General features: G+C 68.0%; 19 protein-coding genes and 1 other RNA gene. 11 read left to right on the forward strand and 9 right to left on the reverse strand.

The window, feature by feature from the left end:
• Positions 1 to 9: 9 nt before the first annotated feature.
• Together A5758_RS23795 and A5758_RS23800 are read left to right on the forward strand one after the other, a co-directional pair.
• Complete coding sequence (locus tag A5758_RS23795; RefSeq protein WP_067745218.1) at positions 10 to 591, forward strand: TetR-like C-terminal domain-containing protein; 582 nt, start codon at positions 10 to 12, stop codon at positions 589 to 591.
• A gap of 21 nt (positions 592 to 612) precedes the next feature.
• Positions 613 to 813: a hypothetical protein gene (locus A5758_RS23800; RefSeq protein ID WP_067200991.1), complete on the forward strand. Its 201-nt coding sequence runs from the start codon at positions 613 to 615 to the stop codon at positions 811 to 813.
• Between the two features lie 4 nt (positions 814 to 817).
• Here the strand turns inward: A5758_RS23800 and A5758_RS23805 are convergent, their stop codons facing one another.
• From A5758_RS23805 to A5758_RS23820, 4 genes are all read right to left on the reverse strand, one after another.
• Entirely contained in the window at positions 818 to 2329 is a 1512-nt protein-coding gene (locus tag A5758_RS23805) for a molybdopterin-dependent oxidoreductase (protein WP_067745325.1), read from the reverse strand.
• A gap of 44 nt (positions 2330 to 2373) precedes the next feature.
• Positions 2374 to 2568, reverse strand: coding sequence for a ferredoxin (locus A5758_RS23810; RefSeq protein ID WP_067200989.1), 195 nt, complete (start codon positions 2566 to 2568; stop codon positions 2374 to 2376).
• Positions 2565 to 3734, reverse strand: coding sequence for a cytochrome P450 (locus A5758_RS23815; protein WP_067200988.1), 1170 nt, complete (start codon positions 3732 to 3734; stop codon positions 2565 to 2567). Before A5758_RS23815 ends, A5758_RS23810 begins: the two co-directional genes overlap by 4 nt.
• A gap of 119 nt (positions 3735 to 3853) precedes the next feature.
• Entirely contained in the window at positions 3854 to 4564 is a 711-nt protein-coding gene (locus tag A5758_RS23820) for a 2OG-Fe(II) oxygenase (protein WP_067745222.1), read from the reverse strand.
• A 108-nt stretch (positions 4565 to 4672) separates the two neighbouring features.
• Between A5758_RS23820 and rnpB the strand changes: the two genes are divergently transcribed.
• Positions 4673 to 5073, forward strand: an RNA gene (gene rnpB / locus A5758_RS23825) — RNase P RNA component class A.
• Positions 5074 to 5079: 6 nt separating this feature from the next.
• On the opposite strand, the gene A5758_RS23830 is transcribed toward rnpB, so the two are convergent.
• The 3 genes from A5758_RS23830 to panB form a co-directional block, all read right to left on the reverse strand.
• Positions 5080 to 6612 (reverse strand): CYTH and CHAD domain-containing protein, encoded by a 1533-nt coding sequence (locus A5758_RS23830; protein WP_067745227.1) that lies wholly within the window; start codon positions 6610 to 6612, stop codon positions 5080 to 5082.
• Between the two features lie 130 nt (positions 6613 to 6742).
• Positions 6743 to 7930 (reverse strand): 1,4-beta-xylanase, encoded by a 1188-nt coding sequence (locus tag A5758_RS23835; RefSeq protein WP_082939822.1) that lies wholly within the window; start codon positions 7928 to 7930, stop codon positions 6743 to 6745.
• 152 nt (positions 7931 to 8082) lie between these two features.
• Positions 8083 to 8928, reverse strand: coding sequence for a 3-methyl-2-oxobutanoate hydroxymethyltransferase (gene panB, locus A5758_RS23840; RefSeq protein ID WP_067745331.1), 846 nt, complete (start codon positions 8926 to 8928; stop codon positions 8083 to 8085).
• Between the two features lie 131 nt (positions 8929 to 9059).
• Here panB and A5758_RS23845 point away from each other — a divergent pair, with 131 nt between their 5' ends.
• The 8 genes from A5758_RS23845 to A5758_RS23880 all read left to right on the forward strand — a co-directional run bounded on the left by A5758_RS23845 (position 9060) and on the right by A5758_RS23880 (position 20427).
• The gene (locus A5758_RS23845) at positions 9060 to 10454 is read left to right on the forward strand and encodes a wax ester/triacylglycerol synthase family O-acyltransferase (protein WP_067745230.1); all 1395 of its coding nucleotides are present in this window, start codon (positions 9060 to 9062) and stop codon (positions 10452 to 10454) included.
• Positions 10455 to 10510: 56 nt separating this feature from the next.
• The gene (locus A5758_RS23850; protein ID WP_067745233.1) at positions 10511 to 12067 is read left to right on the forward strand and encodes an alpha/beta hydrolase; all 1557 of its coding nucleotides are present in this window, start codon (positions 10511 to 10513) and stop codon (positions 12065 to 12067) included.
• Positions 12068 to 12169: 102 nt separating this feature from the next.
• Entirely contained in the window at positions 12170 to 13732 is a 1563-nt protein-coding gene (locus tag A5758_RS23855; RefSeq protein ID WP_156622768.1) for an alpha/beta hydrolase, read from the forward strand.
• Between the two features lie 91 nt (positions 13733 to 13823).
• Entirely contained in the window at positions 13824 to 15161 is a 1338-nt protein-coding gene (locus A5758_RS23860) for a glutamine synthetase family protein (protein WP_066951717.1), read from the forward strand.
• Between the two features lie 63 nt (positions 15162 to 15224).
• Positions 15225 to 18209 carry a bifunctional [glutamine synthetase] adenylyltransferase/[glutamine synthetase]-adenylyl-L-tyrosine phosphorylase gene (locus A5758_RS23865; RefSeq protein WP_067745243.1) on the forward strand — a complete coding sequence of 995 codons (2985 nt, stop codon included), beginning with the start codon at positions 15225 to 15227 and terminating at the stop codon, positions 18207 to 18209.
• Complete coding sequence (locus A5758_RS23870; RefSeq protein ID WP_067745246.1) at positions 18206 to 18850, forward strand: PaaI family thioesterase; 645 nt, start codon at positions 18206 to 18208, stop codon at positions 18848 to 18850. The genes A5758_RS23865 and A5758_RS23870 overlap by 4 nt, the downstream gene beginning before the upstream one ends.
• A complete protein-coding gene (locus A5758_RS23875) occupies positions 18847 to 19707 on the forward strand; it encodes a TIGR03619 family F420-dependent LLM class oxidoreductase (RefSeq protein WP_067745249.1) in 861 nt (286 codons plus the stop codon). Before A5758_RS23870 ends, A5758_RS23875 begins: the two co-directional genes overlap by 4 nt.
• Before the next feature lie 186 nt (positions 19708 to 19893).
• Positions 19894 to 20427, forward strand: coding sequence for a GNAT family N-acetyltransferase (locus tag A5758_RS23880; protein ID WP_067745333.1), 534 nt, complete (start codon positions 19894 to 19896; stop codon positions 20425 to 20427).
• A 4-nt stretch (positions 20428 to 20431) separates the two neighbouring features.
• On the opposite strand, the gene A5758_RS25495 is transcribed toward A5758_RS23880, so the two are convergent.
• Positions 20432 to 20638 carry a hypothetical protein gene (locus tag A5758_RS25495; RefSeq protein WP_156622769.1) on the reverse strand — a complete coding sequence of 69 codons (207 nt, stop codon included), beginning with the start codon at positions 20636 to 20638 and terminating at the stop codon, positions 20432 to 20434.
• Positions 20639 to 20794: 156 nt separating this feature from the next.
• Entirely contained in the window at positions 20795 to 22231 is a 1437-nt protein-coding gene (gene glnA, locus A5758_RS23885) for a type I glutamate--ammonia ligase (RefSeq protein WP_066951746.1), read from the reverse strand.
• Positions 22232 to 22359 lie beyond the last annotated feature (128 nt).

Below are 22359 nucleotides of genomic sequence, written 5' to 3' on the forward strand. Positions count from 1 at the left end.
GGAGAACTCATGCGGCCGTCTCAACCATCAGGAGATTCGATTCCTGCGGACGTTCGGGCGCTGGTGATGCCGGCCGTGCTCGACGAGTTGACCCGATGGGGCGTCGAGCGGTTCAGCATCGAGGCGTTGGCCGAGCGGCATCACTTGGACCCCGCGATGGTGTACCGGTACTGGGCAGATCGGCGCCAACTCATCGTCGACGCGGTTCTTTCCGATGTCGAGAAGGTGAGTTCGGGAACCGACACCGGCTCATTGCGGGGAGACTTAGAGGCCTTGGCCCGCAATGTGACCAATCGGATCAACACTGAAGTCGGCTGCACACTGTTGCGCGCGCTGGTGATGGACCGCCGTGGGGGGCACGACGAACTCACCCGCGTGAGGTTCTGGCGGGCACATTTCGCTGCGATGCGCGCGGTCGTGGACCGGGCCAGGGGGCGGGGCGAATTGCGCGACGGCGTCAACACCCTGGCGGCGGTTCAGATCCTGCTGGCGCCGCTCAACATTCGGGCCCTGTACTCCGACGTCCCCGTCGACGACGACTATTGCGCCGCCATCGTCGACATGGCATGGCACGCGCTGGCCCGCCGGTGAGCCTGGTCGTACCATCCGCCTATGAGAAGGACATTCGTCGCGACATTAGCCTTCGGTTTGATCGTCGCCTTGTTCGGTTTGATCTGGGCACTTCAGGGATTCGGGGTGCTTGGTGGTAGCCCGATGAGCAACACCACGACGTGGTCGGTCATCGGTCCGATCACGGCGGTGATCGGCATCGTGATCGCGGTAGTCAGCTGGCGGAAACTCTCGTCAAAATAGTCCGTCACGTCCCCGTCACGGTGAAGTCCACCGTGTGCCAGCCGGTGGCGCCGTCGGGGACCGTCGCGGCCCGATCCGCAGTCTGAGTGGCTCCGGTGTTGTCGGTGGCGCGTACCGTGATGGTGTGCTGCCCAGGGCTCGTCGCCTGCCAGGGAAAGCTCCACAGCCGCCACGTCTCGTTGGAGTAGCTCGTGCCCTGTTCGGCGGCCTGCCACGCGCCGTCGTCGATGCGGACTTCCACGAGCCGCACGCCGCGATTCTGCGCCCACGCGACACCGCCGAAAACCACGGGACCCACCGGCACCCGCTGACCGCTTTTCGGCACGTCGATCCGCGACTCGGTCTTGACGGGTGCGCGCGGTGCCCAGCCCTGCCGCGTCCAGTAGGCCTCCGCCTTGTCGAAGCGGGTCAGCTCCATGTCGACGACCCACTTGGTGGCCGACACGTACCCATAGAGCCCGGGCACGATCAGCCGGGCCGGATAGCCGTGCTCGATCGGCAGGGGCTCACCGTTGAGGGCGACCGCCAGCAGCGCGTCGCGGCCATCGGTGAGCGCATCCACCGGCGTGCCGGCGGTGAACCCGTCGATCGACGTCGACAGCACCATGTCGGCCTCCGGACGCACACCGGCCGCGGCCAACAGATCGGCCATTCGATAGCCCATCCAGACCCCGGTCGAAATGAGTTTGCCGCCAACGGGATTGGACACGCAGGTAAGCGTCGTCACCTTTTCGACCACGTCAAAGCCGGCGAGGTCGGCGAAGGTGTAGGTGGCTTCCCGGTTCACCATGCCGTGAATGCGCAGCCGCCAGTCGGAGTGGCTGAGTTGGGGAACGGTGAGCGCGGTGTCCACCCGGTAGAAGTCGGCGCTGGGGGTGACGAAGCTCGGCAGCGCAACGCCTTTCGGCTGCACATCGGTGGGTATCGGGGGCGCCGAGGTGCGCGGTCTGGGCAGCGTGAAGCTGGTGCGGTCCGCGGCCACCGAATGCACCAACCGCGTGATGACCGCGCCCGCCACGCCGCTCACGACTCCGAATCCGAGCACGCCGAGCACGACCAACCTGCGCCTGCCGGTATCCGGCTCGTCGTGGTCGCCGGTGTCTTCGGGGACCGGCCGAAAACGACGGGTCAGCAGGCGCAGGGCCGCGACGCCGCAGGCCGCGCCCGCGATGGTCGGGATCGTGTCAAGCACCGTCGCGCCCTGCCGCGACAGCACCGCGACGCATCCGAGTGCGCCCGCCGCGGCGATCACGGCGCTACCGATTGGACGGCGCCGGGTCTCGAACGTGCCGGTAATGGCGGCGATTGCGGCGATCGCCACCAGCACGGCCACGGCTAGGAAGAGTTTGTCCAGCGAGCCCAGGGTCTGAATCGCCCACTCTTTGACCGGGCCCGGTGTCAGGTCGACGACGGCCGCGCCGATCGCGGCCCGCGCGTCGGCCCGCGCACCGAATGGGATGCCCACCAGCTGGGCTACCCCGAGCGCGACGGCCGCGGCGGCGACCCCGGCGATCATCCGCTCGTTTGACGGCGCGGCGGCCACCGGAGTCACGTTCTGCTTCAACGGGTTAGGGAGATGGCGCCTTCGGGGCAGTTTTGCTCCGCGGTGACGGCCTGCGCCTCGAGCTCGCCGGACACCTCGTTGACGAGCACGACTGAGTGGCCGACCTCATCGGCGTCGAAGACGTCGGGCGCCAGGGTGTAGCAGCGCCCGTGCCCGGTGCAACGGTCGGCGTCGACGAGTATCCGGGTCATGGCGCCGGAAACACCAGCGGCAGCGACTCCACCGAACGCAGCGCGGCGGTGTAGGTCAGCTGGGTGCCGGGCTTGATCTCGTAATCCGGTATGCGCCGGTGGAATTCGCGTAACGCCACCCGCAGCTCCATGCGGGCAAGGTGCGAGCCGAGGCAGCGGTGCGGGCCGCCGCCGAATGCGCGGTGCCGGTTCGGGTTGCGGGTGAAGTCCACCAGCTCCGGGTCGGTGAACTCGGCGGGGTCGGTGTTGGCGGCGCCCAGTAGCGGGCTGACCCGTTCGCCCTTGCTGATGGGACACCCGCCCACCTCGACGTCTTGGATGGCGACTCGAGCGACGCCGGGCACCGGTGTCTCCCAGCGCAGCAACTCCTCGATGGCGCCGGGCAACACGTCGGGCTGCTCGGCCAGCTGACGACGGTGGTCGGGGTGGCGCGCGAGGTACACGAAAAAGCAGTCGAGCGAATCGGTGACCGTGTCCAGGCCGGCGATCAGGAACAGGAAGCAGATGTCCAGGAGTTCTTCGCGCGACAGCGGCTGCCCGGCGATGTCGGCGGCGATCATCGCCGACAGCACGTCGTCGCGGGGGCTGGCGATGTGGTCGTCGATGGCACGGTCGAAGTAGTCGTAGATCTGTTGCGCCACTGCTGCGGAGCTGTCGTGGCGGCGGTCGAAGCCGGAATCCCCCTCCGGGCGGATCACGCCGTCCTTCCATTCCAGGAACTTGTCGAGGTCCTCCAGCGGCAACCCGAGCACCTGCAGGAAGACGGTGCACGGCAGGGGCACCGCGAACTCGGCGTGGAAGTCGCATTCGCCCCGATCGGCGAAGCGGTCGATCATCTCGTTCACCAGTTCGGTGACGCGGGGCTCGCGCCGGGCCATCTCCCGCGGGGTGAACAGCGGGTCGAGGATGCGGCGGTACTTCGCGTGTTCGGGCGGGTCGATTTGCAGGGGGATCAGCGGCCGCACGTTGCCCAGGTCGACGGCGTCCATGTTCGACGAGAACAGCTCGGTGTGTTTGAGCGCCATCTCGATGTCGGCCAGCCGGCTGAGAACCACCGCCTGCGGCGACCGGAACACCGGGCTCGTTTCGCGCAGCGCCTTATACATCGGCTGCGGCTCCGCGAGACCCGTCACGGTCTGGTCGACGAACCCTTCGGTATCTGTCATCTGGTCAGACTGGCACCAACATCTCCGCTGGGCAATGGTCAATGCTAAGCGGTCGCACAATGGGTGTGCGGGGGTCGACTGTGCAGAACCCGACGGTGTTGCGGAGGGCCGGGCAACCCTCAGGCCGCGTCGTGAAAGATCAGCCCCATCGCGTAACGCTCACCGGAGCGCACCACCGACACCCCGTGCCGCACCGGTGCCGCGGACCAGCCGCGGCTCGAGGGGACCGGCCGCTCCCGCGTGGTGAACACGAATCCATGGCCCTGCGGCAATTGCGTTGCGGTGCCGCGGGACTGCGCGCGCGGCCGCTGTTCGACGAGCAGGAATTCGCCGCCGGTGTAGTCGGTGTCGGGTTCGCTCAGGTTGATGACCACCTGTAGCGGAAAAACCAAGTCGCCGTAGAGGTCTCGGTGTAACGCGTTCCAGTCGCCCGGGCCGTACTTGAGCATCAGCGCGGTGGACCGGGTCTGGCCGGCCGCGTGGCACGTGGCCAGCCAATCGTCGAGGCGGTCCGGCCAGGGCGCATCGCGGCCCAGCTTTGCCCACCAGTCGCGGGCGATCGGCAACAGGCGGGGGTACAGCGCCTGTTTGAGCTCCTCGATCGGGTCGGGATAGGGCGCGTGGAAGTAGCGGTACTGCCCGGCGCCGTACCGCTTGGGCGCCATGTCGATGGTCGAGCGGAACAGGGCGTCGTCGCCGTAGAGCTTGCGGAGCCGGGCCGCCTCGCCGGCGGTGACCAGCCGCGGCAGCAGCGCCCCGCCGTACTCGTCGACCGCGGTGGCGATGGCGTCCCAGTCGCCGGAGTCGACGCGCTTCGTCCACCGGGACATTCGCGTCCTTCCGTGTGCCTGCCTGCGAGGTCCACGATAGAGCCGCGCCGATCCTCCGATATTTGCTGGCCCCGGCATCGCGCAGGTAGTACCGTGGATCGTCGCGGACGAGTTGGCCGGGCGGCCGCGGACCGTCGCAAGGCGGTTCGAGGAAAGTCCGGACTTCACAGAGCAGGGTGATTGCTAACGGCAATCCGAGGTGACTCGCGGGACAGTGCCACAGAAAACAGACCGCCACCCTCGCGGTGGTAAGGGTGAAACGGTGCGGTAAGAGCGCACCAGCATCCCGGGTGACCGGGGTGGCTAGGCAAACCCCACCCGAAGCAAGGCCAAGAAGGCCGCACCGAAGGGTGCGGCCGCGCAGGCGTCCGAGGGTTGCTCGCCCGAGCCTGCGGGTAGGCCGCTCGAGGCACCCGGCGACGGTGTGTCCAGATGGATGGTCGCCACTGTGCGTCTCCGGCTGCCGGAGGTGCGCAGAACAGAATCCGGCTTACAGGCCAACTCGTCCGCCCTGCTCAGTGCCGGGCCTTGCGCACCGCCTTGGAGAGTTTGCGCAGCGCATCGTCGAGCTGCTGTTCGCACCGCTCGGCCAAGTCGGCCTCCTGCTGGTACAGCAAGCCGTAGGTGAAGGTGTCCTCGCCGGCGGTGTGCGCGGCTTCGGATTCGTGACGCAGGTGTTCGCGGCTGACCACGCTGTCCTGGTGGTCACCGAGCAGCGACTGGACGGACTTCGACTGCTCGGAAACCTTGTCCTCGCCGGTGGCCGCCGCGGTGTAGCGAAGTCGCTTGGCCCGCTTGCGGATCCGGTGCACTGCCTCGTCGCGCTGATGCTGGTCGTCCGGGTGGTCCCGGTAAACCTGGGCGGCGGCCTTGGCGGCTTTGCGGACCTTCTCGTAGGCGGCGTCGATGGTGACCGGCGCGTGCTCTCCGTCCGGGGCGCTGCTGGGGGGTTGCGCTGCGATCGCGTCGAGGGCGTCGAGCAGCCGGAAATAACGCTGCGAACGCATGGCCATCAGCGACCGGCGCAGCCCCGTCTGGTAACGGCGCTGGGCGCCCCCGACCAGCCGCTCGTGCACCGGCCCGCGCACCAGATCCGGTGTCAGCCCGTCTAATTGACGCTCGTAACGTTCCGCGAGGACCTCGGCGTCGCGCGCGATGCCGAGGATGGCGGCCAGCTCGCGCAGCTCGTCGAGAACCCAGCCGTCGTCGGGCAATCCGAACGATTCCTGGTAGTCGCGCAGCAGGCTGCGCAGCTTGCGGGTGGTGACCCGCATCTGGTGAATGGAATCGAAGGCATCGGCCCGCACGGCGCGATCCCACACCAACAGTTCGCGAATCTGCTCGGCCACCGCGCGCTGCAAGGGGTGCTCGGCGGGCTGCGCGCTGTCGGGCTGTGGCGTGGTGCCGAGCACGCGTGCCAACTTGGAGGCATGACCGGCGGGTGCGGCGCCGGCGTCGAGCAGCCGATTACCCAAGCGGTTCAACAGCTCGGTGTCCGGGGCGCCGTTCTTCTCGGCAAGCTCGAGCTCCCATTCGCGCCACTCCTGCTGGGTGGGCTCCAGGTCGGCGTCTTCGGACGTACGGGCCGACCACGCGGTGACGTGGTCATTGCTGAACTCCGCCAGCGGCGCGCCGTCGGCGGCGTAGAGCACCTGGTTTTCGCGTTGGGTGGTGATCCGCGCCACCGGTACGAGGGGGCGGTCGCGGACGATCGCCAGCACGACGTCCACCAACTCCTCCGGCACGGTGTCGGTGCCGGACGCGTCCAGCGGCACCCGGACCTCGGTGCGGGCTTCGGGACCGGTCGGCAGCTTCAGGTGCCAACCCGCATCCGAGCCGCCCGTACGGCGGCGCAGGGTGATCTTGTTGCGGGCGAGGTCCTGTGCCGGGGTGTCGAAGTACGTCGCGTCCAAAGTCTGAGTCGGCGACTTGTCGACGTGCGCCACGGCGGCGATGCCTTCGAACGAAGGTGACACGGTGGATTCGCCAACGTCGAACTTGCGCTCCACCTCTCGATGTCGCGAGGCTTGCGGCGCTTTTGCAGGCATGTTCGACTCCGTTGCGGCGCGTCGCCGCGGCCTTGAACGTCGTGGACGGTGGTGATGGGCTCTCATAGCCTGCCATACCGCGGTGACGCGGATGGCGGCGATGGCCCGCGGGTTGTTGCCCGCCTCGGCGCTACGGCGGTGGCGGCGGGGGACCTTCGCGGAGATGCATCGCCAGGCCGCCCACCTCGCGGATCGTCTGAATCTCGGGATCGCGGAACGGCCGCCCGTCGGGCGCGAGCAGGTCGTGGAACCATTCAGCCGGCATAGCGGGGTTGGGATGTTCCCATGAGTCCCAGGGGAAGAAGGTCTGCGTTTTTCCGGCGACCAGGCCCCAGTTGAACGCGCCGACGTTGTAGCGCTTCGCGATGGGCAGCACACCCTGGACCGTGCTGCCCAATGGCCGGGCCATGTATTCGGTGCACAGGATCGGTCGACCCAGGGGTGTGAGCTCGGCGATCCGGCTCTCGAACTTCGCGGGCGGGTCATAGGAGTGGAAGGTGATCACGTCGGAGTTGTCCAGCTGAATGCCGCTGATCGCGCTGCGGCGGCCGGGGTCCGCCCACTCGCCGTCCCAGACGGCGCTCGTCAGCGGTTGGGATGGATCGACCGAACGGGCCCAGCCGAACACCTGCGGCAACAGGTCGGCGACCAGGGCCAACTTGTCGGCCCGCTCGACCGAGCGGTAGTACTTCGACGGATTGTCGGGTTCGTTCCACAGGTCCCAGCCCAAAACGCGGTCGTCGGTGCGGAACTGAGCCAGCACCCCGGTGACGTAGTCGCGCAGGGTCGGGATGTAGCTGTGTTCACCGAGGCGTTGCGCACCCGGGCTCTGCACCCAGCCCGAGTTGTGCACGCCGGGCGTCGGCGCGCGCTGCGGACCGGATTGGGGGTGCGGATCCCAACAGGAGTCGAACAAGACGAACAGCGGCTTGATGTCGTGGCGCGCCGCGATGTCGACGAACTGGGCGAGGCGGACTTGGAACCCCCGGGGGCCCTGCTCCCACAGCAGATCGTGCAGGAAGACGCGCACCGCGTTGAACCCGCTGCCGCGGGCCCACCCCAGTTCGGTGTCGATTCGCCCGGGATCGAACGTATCGGCCTGAAACATCTCCAGCTGGTTGATGGCGTTCGAGGTGATGTAGTTCACCCCAACCGGCCAGGGCTGCGCCTGATACCACCGGTTGGCGCGCTCGGGCGACCAGCGGCCTGCCTGCGGCGAGGTGCCAGGCGCGGGTTCCGCGGCCGCGCGAGGTGCTCGGCTCAGTGCAACGCCTCCTGCCAGTAGCAGTGGAAGCTTGAGCACCGTTCGACGGTGCACGAAGTCACCACGAATCTCCCGGTCGATGTTTCACCCTTGCTCTCGGAGTAGAGACTTTATCCAAGAGCAATCGTACCGGCCTGCCACACAAGGAATTTCGTAATTGGCAGGATCGGGGGGTCGCGGTGGGCGGAAACCTCTGGTGGCGTCCGTCAGAAGCAGTGCTCGTCGGCCGGGAAGACGCCCTCGGCCACTTCTTGCGCATATTGCATTGCGGCCCGGCGCAATTCCCCGCCGATGTCGCCGAACCGCTTGACGAAGCGGGCGGCCTTGCCGCTGCTGACGCCGGCCATGTCCTGCCACACCAGGACCTGCCCGTCGCAGTTCGGGCCGGCTCCGATGCCGATGGTCGGGATGGTCAGCTTGCCGGTGATCTGCGTGGCCAGGTCGGCCGGCACCATCTCCATGACGACGGAGAAGGCCCCGGCTTCGGCGACGGCGATCGCGTCGGCGACGGTCTGTTCCGCGGCGTCGCCGCGGCCCTGGACACGGAAGCCGCCCAGGCTGTTCACGCTCTGCGGCGTGAACCCGATGTGCGCCATCACGGGGATGCCCGCCGCGGTCAGGCAGGCGATCTGCTCGGCGACGCGCTCGCCACCCTCGAGCTTGACGGCGTGTGCGCCGCCCTCCTTCATAAATCGGGTGGCCGACGCCAGGGCCGCGGCCGGCCCCGCCTCGTAGCTGCCGAACGGCAGGTCCGCGACGACCAGGGCGTGACGGGCGCCCCGCACGACGCCGCGCACCAACGGGATCATCTCGTCGATTGAGACGGGCACCGTGGTGTCGTAGCCGTACACGACGTTGGCGGCCGAGTCGCCGACCAGCAGGACCGGAATGCCCGCCTCGTCGAAAATGCGGGCGGTCGAATAGTCGTAGGCCGTGAGCATGGCCCACTTGTGCCCTTCGGCCTTCATCTTCTGCAGGTGGTGCGTGCGAATTTTGGTGAGCGGCTGCGCGTGCCCGGACGTGCCTGCACCGTAAACGTTTTGCTCAGACATCATTGTCCCTATAGGTGGTCGGTTCGATCCTCGTGGCCGGATAAGGTCCCCGGGTTCGTCTGACGGTGCCATTCTGCCATTTCTTCTGCGCGGTTGCACCGCTCCTGTGATGTGAGACATACCATGCTCGGATGCAGCGGCTCAGCGGACTCGACGCCAGCTTCCTGTACCTGGAGACCTCGTCGCAGCCCATGCATGTGTGCTCGATCATGGAGTTGGACACCTCGACGATGCCCGGCGGCTACACCTTCGACCGGCTGCGCGACGCGTTGGCACTGCGCATCAAAGCGATCCCGGAGTTCCGCGAGAAGCTGGCCGACAACCTGCTGAATCTCGATCATCCGGTCTGGGTGGACGACGAGAACTTCGAGCTCGACCGCCATCTGCACCGGATCGCGCTGCCCGCGCCGGGTGGCCGCGCCGAGCTCGCCGAGATCTGCGGGCATATCGCGGAGTCGCCGTTGGACCGGCGTCGGCCGCTGTGGGAGATGTGGGTCGTCGAGGGCGTGGCGGGCACCGATTGCCATCGTGACGGGAGGCTGGCGGTGATGACCAAGGTGCATCACGCCGGCGTCGACGGTGTGACCGGCGCCAACCTGATGTCACAGCTTTGCGGCACTGAACCGGACGCCCCGCCCCCGGACCCGGCCCGCGGGGTGGGCGGCGCCAGTGGGTGGCAGATCGCCGCGGGCGGGCTCGTCCGATTCGCCGCCCGGCCGCTGCAGCTGGCCAATGTGGTGCCCGACACCGTCTCCTCGGTGGTCGCCACGCTGCGTCGGGCGCGCGAGGGCCAAGCGATGGCACGGCCGTTCGCCGCGCCGGCCACCGCATTCAACGCCCGGATCACCGACCGCCGAAACATCGCCTACGCCGAATTGAATCTCGACGACATCAAAACGGTTAAAAATCGATTCGACGGCGTCAAAGTCAACGACGTGGTGATGGCGTTGGTGTCCGCTGTGCTGCGCCAATACCTGACCGACCGCAACGCTTTGCCGGACTCGCCGTTGGTGGCGTCGGTGCCGGTTTCCGTGCACGGAAAATCCGACCGGCCCGGCCGCAACCAGGTGTCGGCCATGTTCTCCAGCCTGCATACCGAAATCGCGGATCCGGTGAAGCGCCTGAAGGTCATCGCCGACGCGAATTCGGTTGCCAAGGAACACAGTTCCGCCATCGGCGCGTCGCTGTTACAAGATTGGACGCAGTTCGCCGCGCCGGCGGTTTTCGGTATCGCGATGCGGCTCTATGCCAGGACGCGGTTCACCGACAGCATGCCGGTGCACAACCTGGTGGTGTCCAACGTGCCGGGCCCGCAGGTGCCGCTGTACATGCTGGGCTGCGAGGTCAAGGCGATGTATCCGCTGGGGCCGATCTTCCACGGGTCGGGACTCAACATCACCGCGATGTCGCTGCGGGGCAAGTTGGACGTCGGGCTGCTCTCGTGCCCCGATCTGTTGCCGGACTTGTGGGAGATGGCCGACGAGTTCGCGGTGGCGATGGAGGAGTTGCTCGCGGCCACCCGATAGCCGGCCGTGGTGCCGCTCATGAGGATCTCAGGTTTCCTCTGGCAGCATATGTTGGCATGGGTCTGTCTCGCCGCGACAAGGTCGCGCGCACGCTGCTGGTTTGGACAACGGTCGCTGCCGTGGCGCTTCTTCTCGCGGGCTGCGTGCGCGTCGTCGGCGGCCGCGCCCTGCTCGCGGAACCCAAGCTCGGACAGGCGGTGGAGTGGACGCCGTGTCGGACGGCGAACCCGAAGGTCAAGATTCCCGCCGGAGCAATGTGCGGCAAGCTGGCGGTGCCGGTCGACTACGACCACCTCGACGGTGACGTGGCGACGCTGGCGATGATTCGCTTCCCCGCCACCGGGGACAAGATCGGTTCGTTGGTGATCAACCCCGGCGGTCCCGGCGAGTCCGGTATGGAGGCCGCACTGGGTGTCGTCCAATCGCTGCCGAAGCGGGTCCGCGAACGGTTCGACCTGGTCGGCTTCGACCCCCGTGGGGTGGGGTCGTCGCGGCCGTCCGTCTGGTGCAACTCGGACGCCGACAACGACCGGCTGCGCACGGAGCCGAACGTCGACTACAGCCCGGCCGGCGTGGCCCACATCGAGGACGAGACCAAAGAATTCGTCGGCCGCTGCGTCGACAAGATGGGCAAGAACTTTCTGGCCAACATCGGCACGGTCAACGTCGCCAGGGACCTGGACGCGATCCGGGCGGCGCTGGGCGACGACAAGCTGACCTACCTCGGCTACTCCTATGGCACCCGGATCGGCTCCGCCTACGCCGAGGCCTACCCCGACAAGGTACGGGCGATGATCCTCGACGGCGCGGTCGACCCCAACGCCGATCCCATCGAGGCGGACCTGCGTCAGGCCAAGGGTTTTCAGGACGCGTTCAACGACTTCGCCACCGATTGCGCGAAGCAGTCGAGCTGCCCGCTGGGCACCGACCCGGCCAAGGCCGTCGACGTCTACCACAGCCTGGTCGACCCGCTCGTCGACCCCAACAACCCGATGGTCGGCAGGCCCGCTCCCACGAACGACCCACGCGGACTGAGCTATAGCGACGCCATCGTCGGCACGATCATGGCGCTGTACTCGCCGACGTTGTGGCACCACCTGACCGACGGACTCGGCGAACTGGTCAACCACCGCGGCGACACCCTGCTCGCCCTAGCCGACATGTACATGCGCCGTGACGCGCACGGCCACTACACCAACGCCACCGACGCGCGGGTGGCGATCAACTGCGTCGACCAGCCGCCAATCACCGACCGCGCCAAGGTGATTGACGAGGACCGCCGCTCGCGGGAGATCGCGCCGTTCATGAGTTATGGCACGTTCACCGGGGACGCCCCTTTGGGTACCTGCGCGTTCTGGCCGGTGCCGCCAACGAGCAAGCCGCACACCATCTCCGCGCCCGGCCTGGCGCCGACCGTGGTGGTGTCGACCACCCACGACCCGGCGACGCCCTACAAGGCCGGGGTCGATCTGGCCAACCAGCTGCGCAGTTCGCTGCTCACCTACGACGGAACCCAGCACACGGTGGTGTTCCAGGGCGACGGGTGCATCGACAACTACGTCACGGCGTATCTGGTCGGCGGTGCCACGCCCCCGAGCGGTGCGAAGTGCTAGTGCGCGTGGAGGTCTGACGTCGGCCACACCCTTGGTAGGGGCCGTCAGACGAGACCAAGGTGTAACCGTTTCGCGCCACTTCGGGTACCCGGGGCTGACACGATGACAGCCATGTCGCGCCTGAGATCATTGAGCTCGGCGCTGCTGTCATTCGGGCTGTTGATCGGGCAATCGGCGGTGGGACTGCCGGTGGCGGGCGCCACCCCGGAACCCGGTGCGGGGCAGACCCCCGCCCCGAAGCCGTCGGTCGCGACGCCACAGGCGTGGGGGAGCTGCGGTCAATTCGCCACGGACACAAGCGAAGTCCCCACCGCACAATGCACCATCGTCTCCGTCCCGATCGACTACGACAACCCGGGAGCCGGCCAAGCGAAGCTGGCGGTGATCCGCGTGCCGGCGACCGGCCAACGGATCGGCGCGCTGCTGGTCAATCCGGGCGGTCCCGGCGGGTCCGCGGTGGACATGGTGACCGCAATGGCCCCGGATCTGGAGGGCACGCCGATCAGGCAGCACTTCGACCTGGTCGGCTTCGACCCGCGGGGGGTGGGCCACTCGACCCCGGCGCTGCGCTGCCGTTCGGACGCCGAGTTCGACGCCTACCGGCGCGAGCCGATGGTCGACTACAGCCCGGCCGGCGTGGCACACATCGAACAGCTTTATCAGCAGCTGGCCCAGCAGTGCGTTTCCCGGATGGGCAGCGGGTTTCTGGCCAACGTCGGCACCGCGTCCGTGGCGCGCGACATGGACACGGTCCGTCAGGCGCTCGGCGACGATCAGATCAGCTACCTCGGTTACAGCTACGGCACCGAGCTGGGCACGGCCTACCTGGAGAAGTTCGGCGCCCACGTCCGAACGATGGTGCTCGACGGCGCGATCGACCCGACCGTCGGCCCGGTCGACGAAAACGTCCAGCAGATGGCGGGATTCCAAACCGCTTTCAACGACTACGCCGCCGACTGCGCCCGCTCGCCGGGCTGCCCCCTGGGCACCGACCCGACCCAGTTCATCAACCGTTACCACGCGCTGGTCGACCCGTTGGTCGCCAGGCTGGGCCGGACGTCGGACCCGCGCGGCCTGAGCTACGCCGACGCCACCACCGGCACCATCAACGCGCTGTACACCCCGGCGCACTGGAAGTACCTGACCAGCGGCCTGCTCGGGCTGCAGCGCGGCACCGACGCTGGCGACCTGTTGCTGCTCGCCGACGACTACGAGGGCCGGGACCGCAGCGGGCACTACACCAACGATCAGGACGCCTTCAACGCGATCCGGTGCGTTGACGCGCCCACGCCGCGGGATTCGGCGAGCTGGGTTTCCGCCGATCAGCGCATCCGCCAGGCCGCCCCCTTCCTCAGCTACGGGCAGTTCACCGGGAACGCGCCCCGCGATCTGTGTGCGCTGTGGCCGGCCCCGGCGACGTCGACGCCGCACGCCGCGTCGCCCGCGGCGCCGGGCAAGGTCGTCGTGGTCTCCACCACGCACGACCCGGCCACGCCGTATCAGGCCGGGGTGAACCTGGCGCGCCAGCTGGGCGGCCCGTTGATCACCTACGACGGGACGCAGCACACCGCGGTGTTCAACGGCGATCAGTGCGTGGATGCCGCCGTCATGCGGTACCTCGTCGCGGGCACGTTGCCGCCCGCGTCCTACCGCTGCAAGTCGTGACCGCACTGAGCAGCCTGTTTGCAATGTTCGCAATTGTTGTGATCGCGCGTCGGTAACACAGAATTAACAGCTGTTGCCTACTGTTTCGGTTATGGATCGCCAGAAGGAATTCGTCCTCCGCACCCTGGAGGAACGGGATATCCGCTTTGTTCGGCTGTGGTTCACCGATGTGCTCGGTTTCCTCAAGTCGGTCGCCATCGCCCCGGCCGAACTCGAAGGCGCCTTCGAAGAGGGCATCGGCTTCGACGGATCTTCGATCGAGGGCTTCTCGCGCGTCTCGGAATCCGACACCGTGGCCAACCCGGACCCGTCGACCTTCCAGGTGCTGCCGTGGGCTTCCGGCGGCCACCACCACTCGGCGCGGATGTTCTGCGACATCACCATGCCGGACGGCTCGCCGTCCTGGGCGGACCCGCGGCACGTGCTGCGCCGCCAGCTGCAGAAGGCCAACGACCTCGGGTTCTCCTGCTACGTCCACCCCGAGATCGAGTTCTTCCTGCTCAAGCCTGGACCGGACGACGGGTCGGTGCCCGTGCCGGTCGACAACGCCGGCTACTTCGACCAGGCGGTGCACGACTCCGCCTCGAACTTCCGCCGCCACGCCATCGAGTCGCTGGAATTCATGGGCATCTCGGTCGAGTTCAGCCACCACGAAGGCGCGCCCGGCCAGCAGGAGATCGACCTGCGATTCGCCGACGCGCTGTCGATGGCCGACAACGTGATGACGTTCCGCTACGTCATCAAGGAGGTCGCGATCGAGAACGGCGCCCGGGCGTCGTTCATGCCCAAGCCGTTCGGGCAACACCCCGGCTCGGCGATGCACACCCACATGAGCCTGTTCGAGGGTGACGTCAACGCGTTCCACAGTCCCGACGACCCGCTGCAGCTGTCCGACGTGGGCAAGTCGTTCATCGCCGGCATCCTCGAGCACGCCTCCGAGATCAGCGCGGTCACCAATCAGTGGGTCAACTCCTACAAGCGGCTGGTGCAGGGCGGTGAGGCGCCCACCGCGGCGTCGTGGGGTGCGGCCAACCGGTCGGCGCTGGTGCGGGTGCCGATGTACACCCCGCACAAGACGTCGTCGCGGCGCATCGAGGTGCGCAGCCCCGACTCGGCCTGCAACCCGTATCTGACGTTCGCCGTGCTGCTGGCCGCCGGGCTGCGCGGGGTGGAGAAGGGCTACGTGCTGGGGCCGCAGGCCGAGGACAACGTGTGGGACCTGACGCCCGAGGAGCGGATCGCGATGGGCTACCGCGAGCTGCCGACCAGCCTGGACAGCGCGCTGCGCGCCATGGAGTCCTCCGAGCTCGTCGCGGAAACCTTGGGGGAGCACGTTTTTGACTTCTTCCTGCGCAACAAGCGCACGGAATGGGCGAACTACCGCAGCCATGTCACGCAGTACGAGCTGAGCACCTACCTGTCGCTGTAGCCCCCGTCGCCGTTAACAGGGAGGCCGCCTTGGCCGTGCAACGCAGGCGGTTGCGATACCGTCGTGGGCGTGACCAAACCCGCGACGCAGCGCCCCCGGCTGCCCAGCGTGGGCCGGCTTGGCCTGGTCGATCCTCCCGCGGGCGATCGCCTGGCGCAGCTGGGTTGGTACGACCATGACGACCAAGCGCACGTCGACCTGCTGTGGTCGCTGTCGCGCGCACCCGACCCCGACGCCGCGCTGCGCGCCCTGATCCGGTTGGCGGAGAACCCCGACACCGACTGGGACGAGCTCAACGCCGCGCTGCTCACCGAACGGCCCTTGCGCGGACGGCTGTTCGCGGTGCTCGGCGCGTCGTTGGCCCTCGGGGACCACCTGGCCGTCCACCCGGAGTCGTGGAAACTGTTGCGGGGCAAGGCCAAACTGCCCACGCGCGACGAGCTGCGCGCGGTGTTCACCCAGTGTGTCGACGAAGCGTCAGACGCGCCGGGTTCGGTTGTGACGCGCCTGCAGAACCTGTACCGCGACCAGCTGCTGGTGCTGGCCGCGCTCGACCTGGCCGCGACGGTGGAAGACGAGCCGGTGCTGCCGTTCACCTTGGTGGGCGCCCAGCTGTCGGACTTGGCGGACGCCGCGCTGGCCGCCGCGCTGCGGGCGGCCGAGGCCAGCGTGTGCGGCGACCGCACGCCGCCACGGCTGGCCGTCATCGCGATGGGCAAATGCGGTGCCCGCGAACTGAACTACGTCAGCGACGTCGACGTCATTTTCGTCGGCGAGCGTGCCGACGCGCTTACCACCCGGCTGGCCGGCGAGATGATGCGAATCGCATCGGAGGCCTTCTTCCAGGTCGATGCCGGGCTGCGGCCGGAGGGCCGCAGCGGCGAGCTGGTCCGCACCGTCGAATCGCACATCGCCTACTACCAGCGGTGGGCGAAGACCTGGGAATTCCAGGCGTTGCTGAAAGCCCGCGCGGCCGTGGGTGATCAGGAACTCGCCGAGCGCTACCTGACCGCGTTGATGCCGATGGTGTGGGTCGCCTGCGAGCGCGAGGACTTCGTCGGCGAGGTGCAGGCCATGCGCCGCCGGGTCGAGCAGCTGGTGCCCGCCGACGTGCGCGGCCGCGAGATCAAACTCGGCAGCGGTGGGCTGCGGGACGTGGAGTTCGCGGTGCAGCTGCTGCAGCTGGTGCACGGCCGCAGCGACGATTCGCTGCACGTCGCATCCACGGTGGACGCGCTGGACGCGTTGGGTCAGGGCGGCTACATCGGCCGCGAGGACGCGGCGAACCTGACCGCTTCCTACGAATTCCTCCGGCTCCTCGAGCACCGGCTGCAGCTGCAGCGGCTCAAACGCACCCACCTGTTGCCGGAGGCCGAGGACGAGGAGGCGGTGCGCTGGCTGGCCCGCGCCGCGCACATCCGGCCCGATGGACGGCACGACGCCGCGGGCGTGCTGCGCGAGGAGCTGCGGCACCAGAACCTGCGGGTGTCGCAGCTGCACGCCAAGCTCTTCTACCAGCCGCTGCTGGAATCGATCGGCCCGGCCGGCCTGGAGATCCGGCACGGCATGACGTCGGAGGCCGCCGAACGGCAGCTCGCCGCGCTCGGCTACGAGGGGCCGCAGACGGCGCTGAAACACATGTCGGCGCTGGTCAACCAGAGCGGCCGGCGTGGTCGCGTGCAGTCGGTGCTGCTGCCCAGGCTGCTGAACTGGATGTCGTACGCGCCCGATCCCGACGGCGGGCTGTTGGCCTACCGCCGCCTGTCGGAGGCGCTGGCAGGCGAGAACTGGTATCTGTCCACGCTGCGCGACAAGCCCGCCGTGGCCAAGCGGCTCATGCACGTGCTGGGCACCTCCGCCTACGTGCCGGACCTGCTGATGCGCGCGCCCCGCGTGATTGAGGACTACAGCGACGGTGCGGCCGGCCCCAAGCTGCTGGAAACGGATCCCGCCGTGGTGGCCAGGGCGCTGGTCGCCTCGGCCAGCCGCCACCCCGACGCGGTGCGCGCGATCGCGGCCGCTCGCACGCTGCGCCGCCGCGAACTGGCCCGCATCGGCTCGGCCGATCTGCTCGGCTTCCTCGAGGTCACCGACGTGTGCCGGGGCCTCACCTCGGTGTGGGTGGCCGTGCTGCAGGCCGCGCTGGACGCGATCATGCGTGCCAACCTCCCCAAGGACGGCAAGGCGCCGGCGATTATCGCGGTGATCGGTATGGGCAGGCTGGGCGGCATGGAGCTGGGCTACGGGTCCGATGCCGACGTGATGTTCGTGTGCGAGGCGGCGGCCGGCGTCGAGGACTCGGTGGCGATCCGGTGGTCGACGACGGTGGCCGAGCAGGTTCGCACGCTGCTGGGCACGCCCAGCGTTGATCCGCCCCTGGAGGTCGACGCCAACCTGCGGCCCGAGGGCCGCCAGGGTCCGCTGGTGCGCACGCTGGGTTCCTACGCCGCCTACTACCAGCAGTGGGCGCAGCCGTGGGAGATTCAGGCCCTGCTGCGGGCGCACGCGGTCGCCGGCGACGCGGATCTGGGCGAGCGATTCTTGTTGATGGCCGACCAGACGCGCTACCCGCCCGCCGGGATGTCCGCCGAGGCGGTGCGGGAGATCCGCCGCATCAAGGCCCGCGTCGAGTCCGAACGGTTGCCGCGCGGCGCCGACCCCAACACGCACACCAAGCTGGGTCGCGGGGGACTGGCCGACGTCGAATGGACCGTGCAACTGATGCAGCTGCGGCACGCGCACGAGATTCCCGCCCTGCACAACACCTCGACGCTGCAGTGCCTGGACGCGATCGCCGCGGCAGACCTGGTGCCCGCCGAGGAGGTGGATCTGCTGCGGCAGGCGTGGCTGACCGCCACCCGGGCCCGCAACGCGCTGGTGCTGGTCCGCGGCAAGCCGACCGATCAGCTGCCGGGACCCGGGCGTCAGCTCAACGCCGTCGCGGTGGCCGCGGGCTGGCCGACCGATGACGGCGGGGAGTTCCTGGACAACTATCTGCGGGTGACGCGGCGGGCGAAAGCCGTGGTACGGAAGGTGTTTGGCAGTTGAGTCAGGAGGCCGGCGCGTTGGACGCCATATTCGAGGTGCTCGACGCGGCGGAGGCTGAGCGAGTGACAGCGCTCTACGCCCCCTTGGCCGACGCGGTGCGCGAACTCGTCGACGCCACCATCCGGACCGAGGTCGACGACGATGTCGTCGCCCAGGCGCGGTGCGCGATCGAGGCCGTCACCGAGTCGTTGCGGCAACGGACCCGGCCAGTCGGGGTGAGCTACCGCGTCGACGGCCGCCCGCTGCCACTGGGCAACGCCGCGATCGGCGTGTGCAACCCGATCGCGCCGCCGATCGTCGTCCACCACGATGGCCGCGGGCGCTGCTGGAGCGACTTCGTCCTCGGTTCGGCCTACGAGGGGCCACCGAAACTGGTGCACGGCGGTGTCAGCGCCCTGGTGCTCGACCACATGCTCGGCGAGGCGGCCAGCGAGGGGCTGTCCAAGGCGCGTTTCACCGGAACCATCACCGTGAAGTACCTGCGCGGCACCCCGCTCGGGCCGCTGCGTTGCGAGGCATGGGTCGAGGGCAAGGATGGCCGCAAAGTCTTTGCACGCGGCACGATTTCGGACGCCACCGGCGTCACCGTCGAGGCCGAGGGCGTCTTCATCGAGCCGGCGTGGGCCCGGGAAGCCGAATGAAGTTCTACGTCAGCAGCGCCTTCCTGAACACCCGGGAGATCATCGAACTCGCCAAGGCCGCCGACGAACTCGGCTACGACGGCATCGGGATTCCCGACCACGTCGTCAACCTGGAGACGCTGGACACCCCATACCCGTACACCAGGGATGGGCAACGGCGTTGGCAGCCATTCACCGACTGGCCCGACCCGTGGGTCCTCATCGGCGCTCTGGCCCAGGTCACCACGCGGCTGCGGTTCGTCAACACCGTCTACATCCCCGCGATGCGCAACCCCTACTCGGCCGCCAAAGCCATTGGCACCGCGGCGGTTCTGGCGTCGGGCCGGGTGGAGCTCGGCATCGGCGTCGGCTGGTGCCGCGAGGAATTCGCGTTGATGGGCGAGCGGTTCGAGGCCCGCGGGAAACGGACCGACGAGATCATCGACCTGATGCGCGCGCTGTGGCGGCCGGGCTGGACGGAATTCGAGGGCACGTTCTATCGCGCCCCGCGGCTGGAAATGGAGCCGACGCCGCCGCCGATCCCGGTGTACGTCGGCGGGCTCAGCGACATCGCGCTGCGCCGGGCCGCCCGCAACGACGGCTGGATCGGCGATCTGATCAAGACCGAACGCGCCACCGAGGCCGTGGGCCGGCTGCGGGAGTTGCGGGCCGAAAACGGTTTGTCGATGGACGATTTCACCATCCTGACACCGCTGACCGACGCCTTCACCACCGCCGACTACCAACGCGCCGCCGACGCCGGCATCACGGGCATCATCACCATGCCGTGGATATTCTACGCGGGACCGGACGCGTCGCTGGACGACAAGATCGACGGCATGCAGCGCTTCCGCAAGGACCTGGCGCTCGACGGCTAGTCGCGACTTTGCGCCTTCTCGCGCCTTTCGCCTCCTGGCGCCTTCCGCCACGTGGCGCCTTCCGCCACGACACATAACCTATGGCGACGACACACCGTAAAAGTCCGCCGTGGTTTATGTCTCGCGAGTTCGATCGCGTTTGGGTAGCCGGCGGTAACCCCATGCAAGCCTGAAAGAATGCCGAGCATGCCAGCGAACATCGACCCGGTGCGTCCGGCGTCCGCGGAGGATGCCGCGGCGTGCCTTGCGATCTACCGCCCGTATGTCGAGGAAACGGCGATCAGCTGGGAGATCGAAGTCCCGAGCGTCGGGGAGATGGCCAACCGCATCCGCGACGCCCACGAATGGCTCGTCCTCGAACGCAACGCTCGGGCCATCGGTTTCGCCTACGGCCACGCGCTGCGGCGCCTGCCCAGCTTCCAATGGTCGGTGGAGACCGGAATTTACGTCGACCCCGACCATCACCGCACGCGCGGCGGTCGCCGGCTCTACACGCAATTGCTGCGCCGGCTCACGGAGCGCGGCTACCGGAGGGCCTTCGCCGGCATCACCCAACCGAACGAGGCCAGCAACGGCTTTCACCGATCGTTCGGGTTCCAGGACGCCGGCCTATATCGGCGCGTCGAATGGAAACGCGGCCGCTGGCACGACGTCGCGTGGATGCAACTCGACCTCGGCGGGACGGCCGACCCAGACGAGCCGCCTGCCCCGATCGGGTGATTGGTTAACGGCCCCCGCCGGCCCCGCCACCGACGAAGCCACCGCCAGCTCCGCCACCGTGGCGGCCTCCGCCGGCTCCGCCACCGAAGCGGCCCCCGCCGGCGCCTCCGCCGAAGCGGCCGCCGCCGGCCCCGCCACCGATGAAGCGTCCCCCGCCGGCTCCGCCGCCCACGCGGCTCCCGACCATTACCTGTGCGGTGCTGATAGTCATGACCCAGAAGCTAACGCCGTATCCGTTGCCGCCGCAAGACTTCGAATCTGAACTTTCCGCCACATGCTCGGCACTGAAAGCGAAGAGTCCACCCGCTCGCTGAACTGATCGCGAGTGGGTGGACTCTTCTAGGAGCTACTGCGGACGGACGTCGACTTAGACGTCGTAGTAGAGCGCGAACTCGTACGGGTGCGGCCGGATCTGCACCGGCAGGATCTCGTTCTCGCGCTTGAAGCTGATCCACGTCTCGATCAGGTCGGGCGTGAAAACGCCGCCCTCAGTGAGGTATTCGTGGTCCTCTTCCAGCCGGTCGATCACCGCGGACAGCTGGGTGGGCGCCTGCGGGATGTTGGCGGCCTCCTCCGGCGGCAATTCGTACAGGTCCTTGTCCACCGGGGCCTGCGGCTCGATCTTGTTCTTGATCCCGTCGAGCCCGGCCATCAGCATCGCCGAGAACGCCAGGTACGGGTTGCCCGACGAGTCGGGGCAACGGAATTCGAGCCGCTTGGCCTTCGGGTTGCTGCCGGTGATCGGGATGCGGACACAGGCCGAGCGGTTGCGCTGGCTGTAGACCAGGTTGATCGGCGCCTCGTAACCCGGGACCAGTCGCTTGTAGGAGTTGACGGTCGGGTTGGTGAAGGCCAGCAGCGACGGGGCGTGGTGCAACAGGCCGCCGATGTAGTGCCGCGCGGTGTCCGACAGGCCGGCGTAACCGGTCTCGTCGTACATCAGCGGGCTGCCGTCCTTCCACAGCGACTGGTGGGTGTGCATGCCGGAGCCGTTGTCGCCGAACAGCGGCTTGGGCATGAACGTGACGGTCTTGCCGTTCTGCCACGCCGTGTTCTTGACGATGTACTTGTACAACTGCATGTCGTCGGCGGCGTGCAGCAGCGTGTTGAACTTGTAGTTGATCTCGGCCTGCCCACCGGTGCCCACCTCGTGGTGGCCCTTCTCCAGGCTGAAGCCGGCCTTGATGAGGTTCGACAACATGTCGGCGCGCAGGTCGACGTAGTGGTCGACGGGAGCGACCGGGAAGTACCCGCCCTTGGGGCGGACCTTGTAACCGCGGTTGGGGGTGCCGTCGTTCTCGGTCGGCTCGCCGGTGTTCCACCAGCCGGAGATCGCGTCGACCTCGTAGAAGGAGCCGTTGGTGCGCGAGTCGAAGCTCACCGAGTCGAAGATGTAGAACTCGGCCTCGGCGCCGAAGTAGGCGGTGTCGGCGACGCCGGTGCTGATCAGGTAGTTCTCCGCCTTGCGGGCGATGTTGCGCGGGTCGCGCGAGTAGGGCTCGAGGGTGAACGGGTCGTGCACGAAGAAGTTCAGGTTCAGCGTCTTGTGTGCGGTGAACAGGTCGATCTGCGCCGTCGCGGGGTCGGGCAGGAGCAGCATGTCGGATTCGTGGATGGACTGGAACCCGCGAATCGACGAACCGTCGAAGGCCAGGCCGTCCTCGAAGACGCTCTCATCGAAAAACGAAACCGGAATCGTGAAGTGCTGCATGATGCCTGGCAAGTCACAGAACCGGACGTCGACATACTCGACGTTCTCGTCCTTGACGAGTTTGAAGACGTCGTCGGGCGTCGTTTCCGTCACAGAAATGCTCCTTTACTTGGTGAGATCCGCGGCCTGACGCTATGGAGCAGATGTTGCCCGCCAGTCAACCCCGTGTTGCGCGCACGTTACGCGACCCATGTCATACACAAAAGAGCGGCACCGGCGGC

It is taken from the genome of Mycobacterium sp. 852014-50255_SCH5639931 (genome assembly GCF_001665605.1).
Lineage (GTDB): Bacteria > Actinomycetota > Actinomycetes > Mycobacteriales > Mycobacteriaceae > Mycobacterium > Mycobacterium paraffinicum.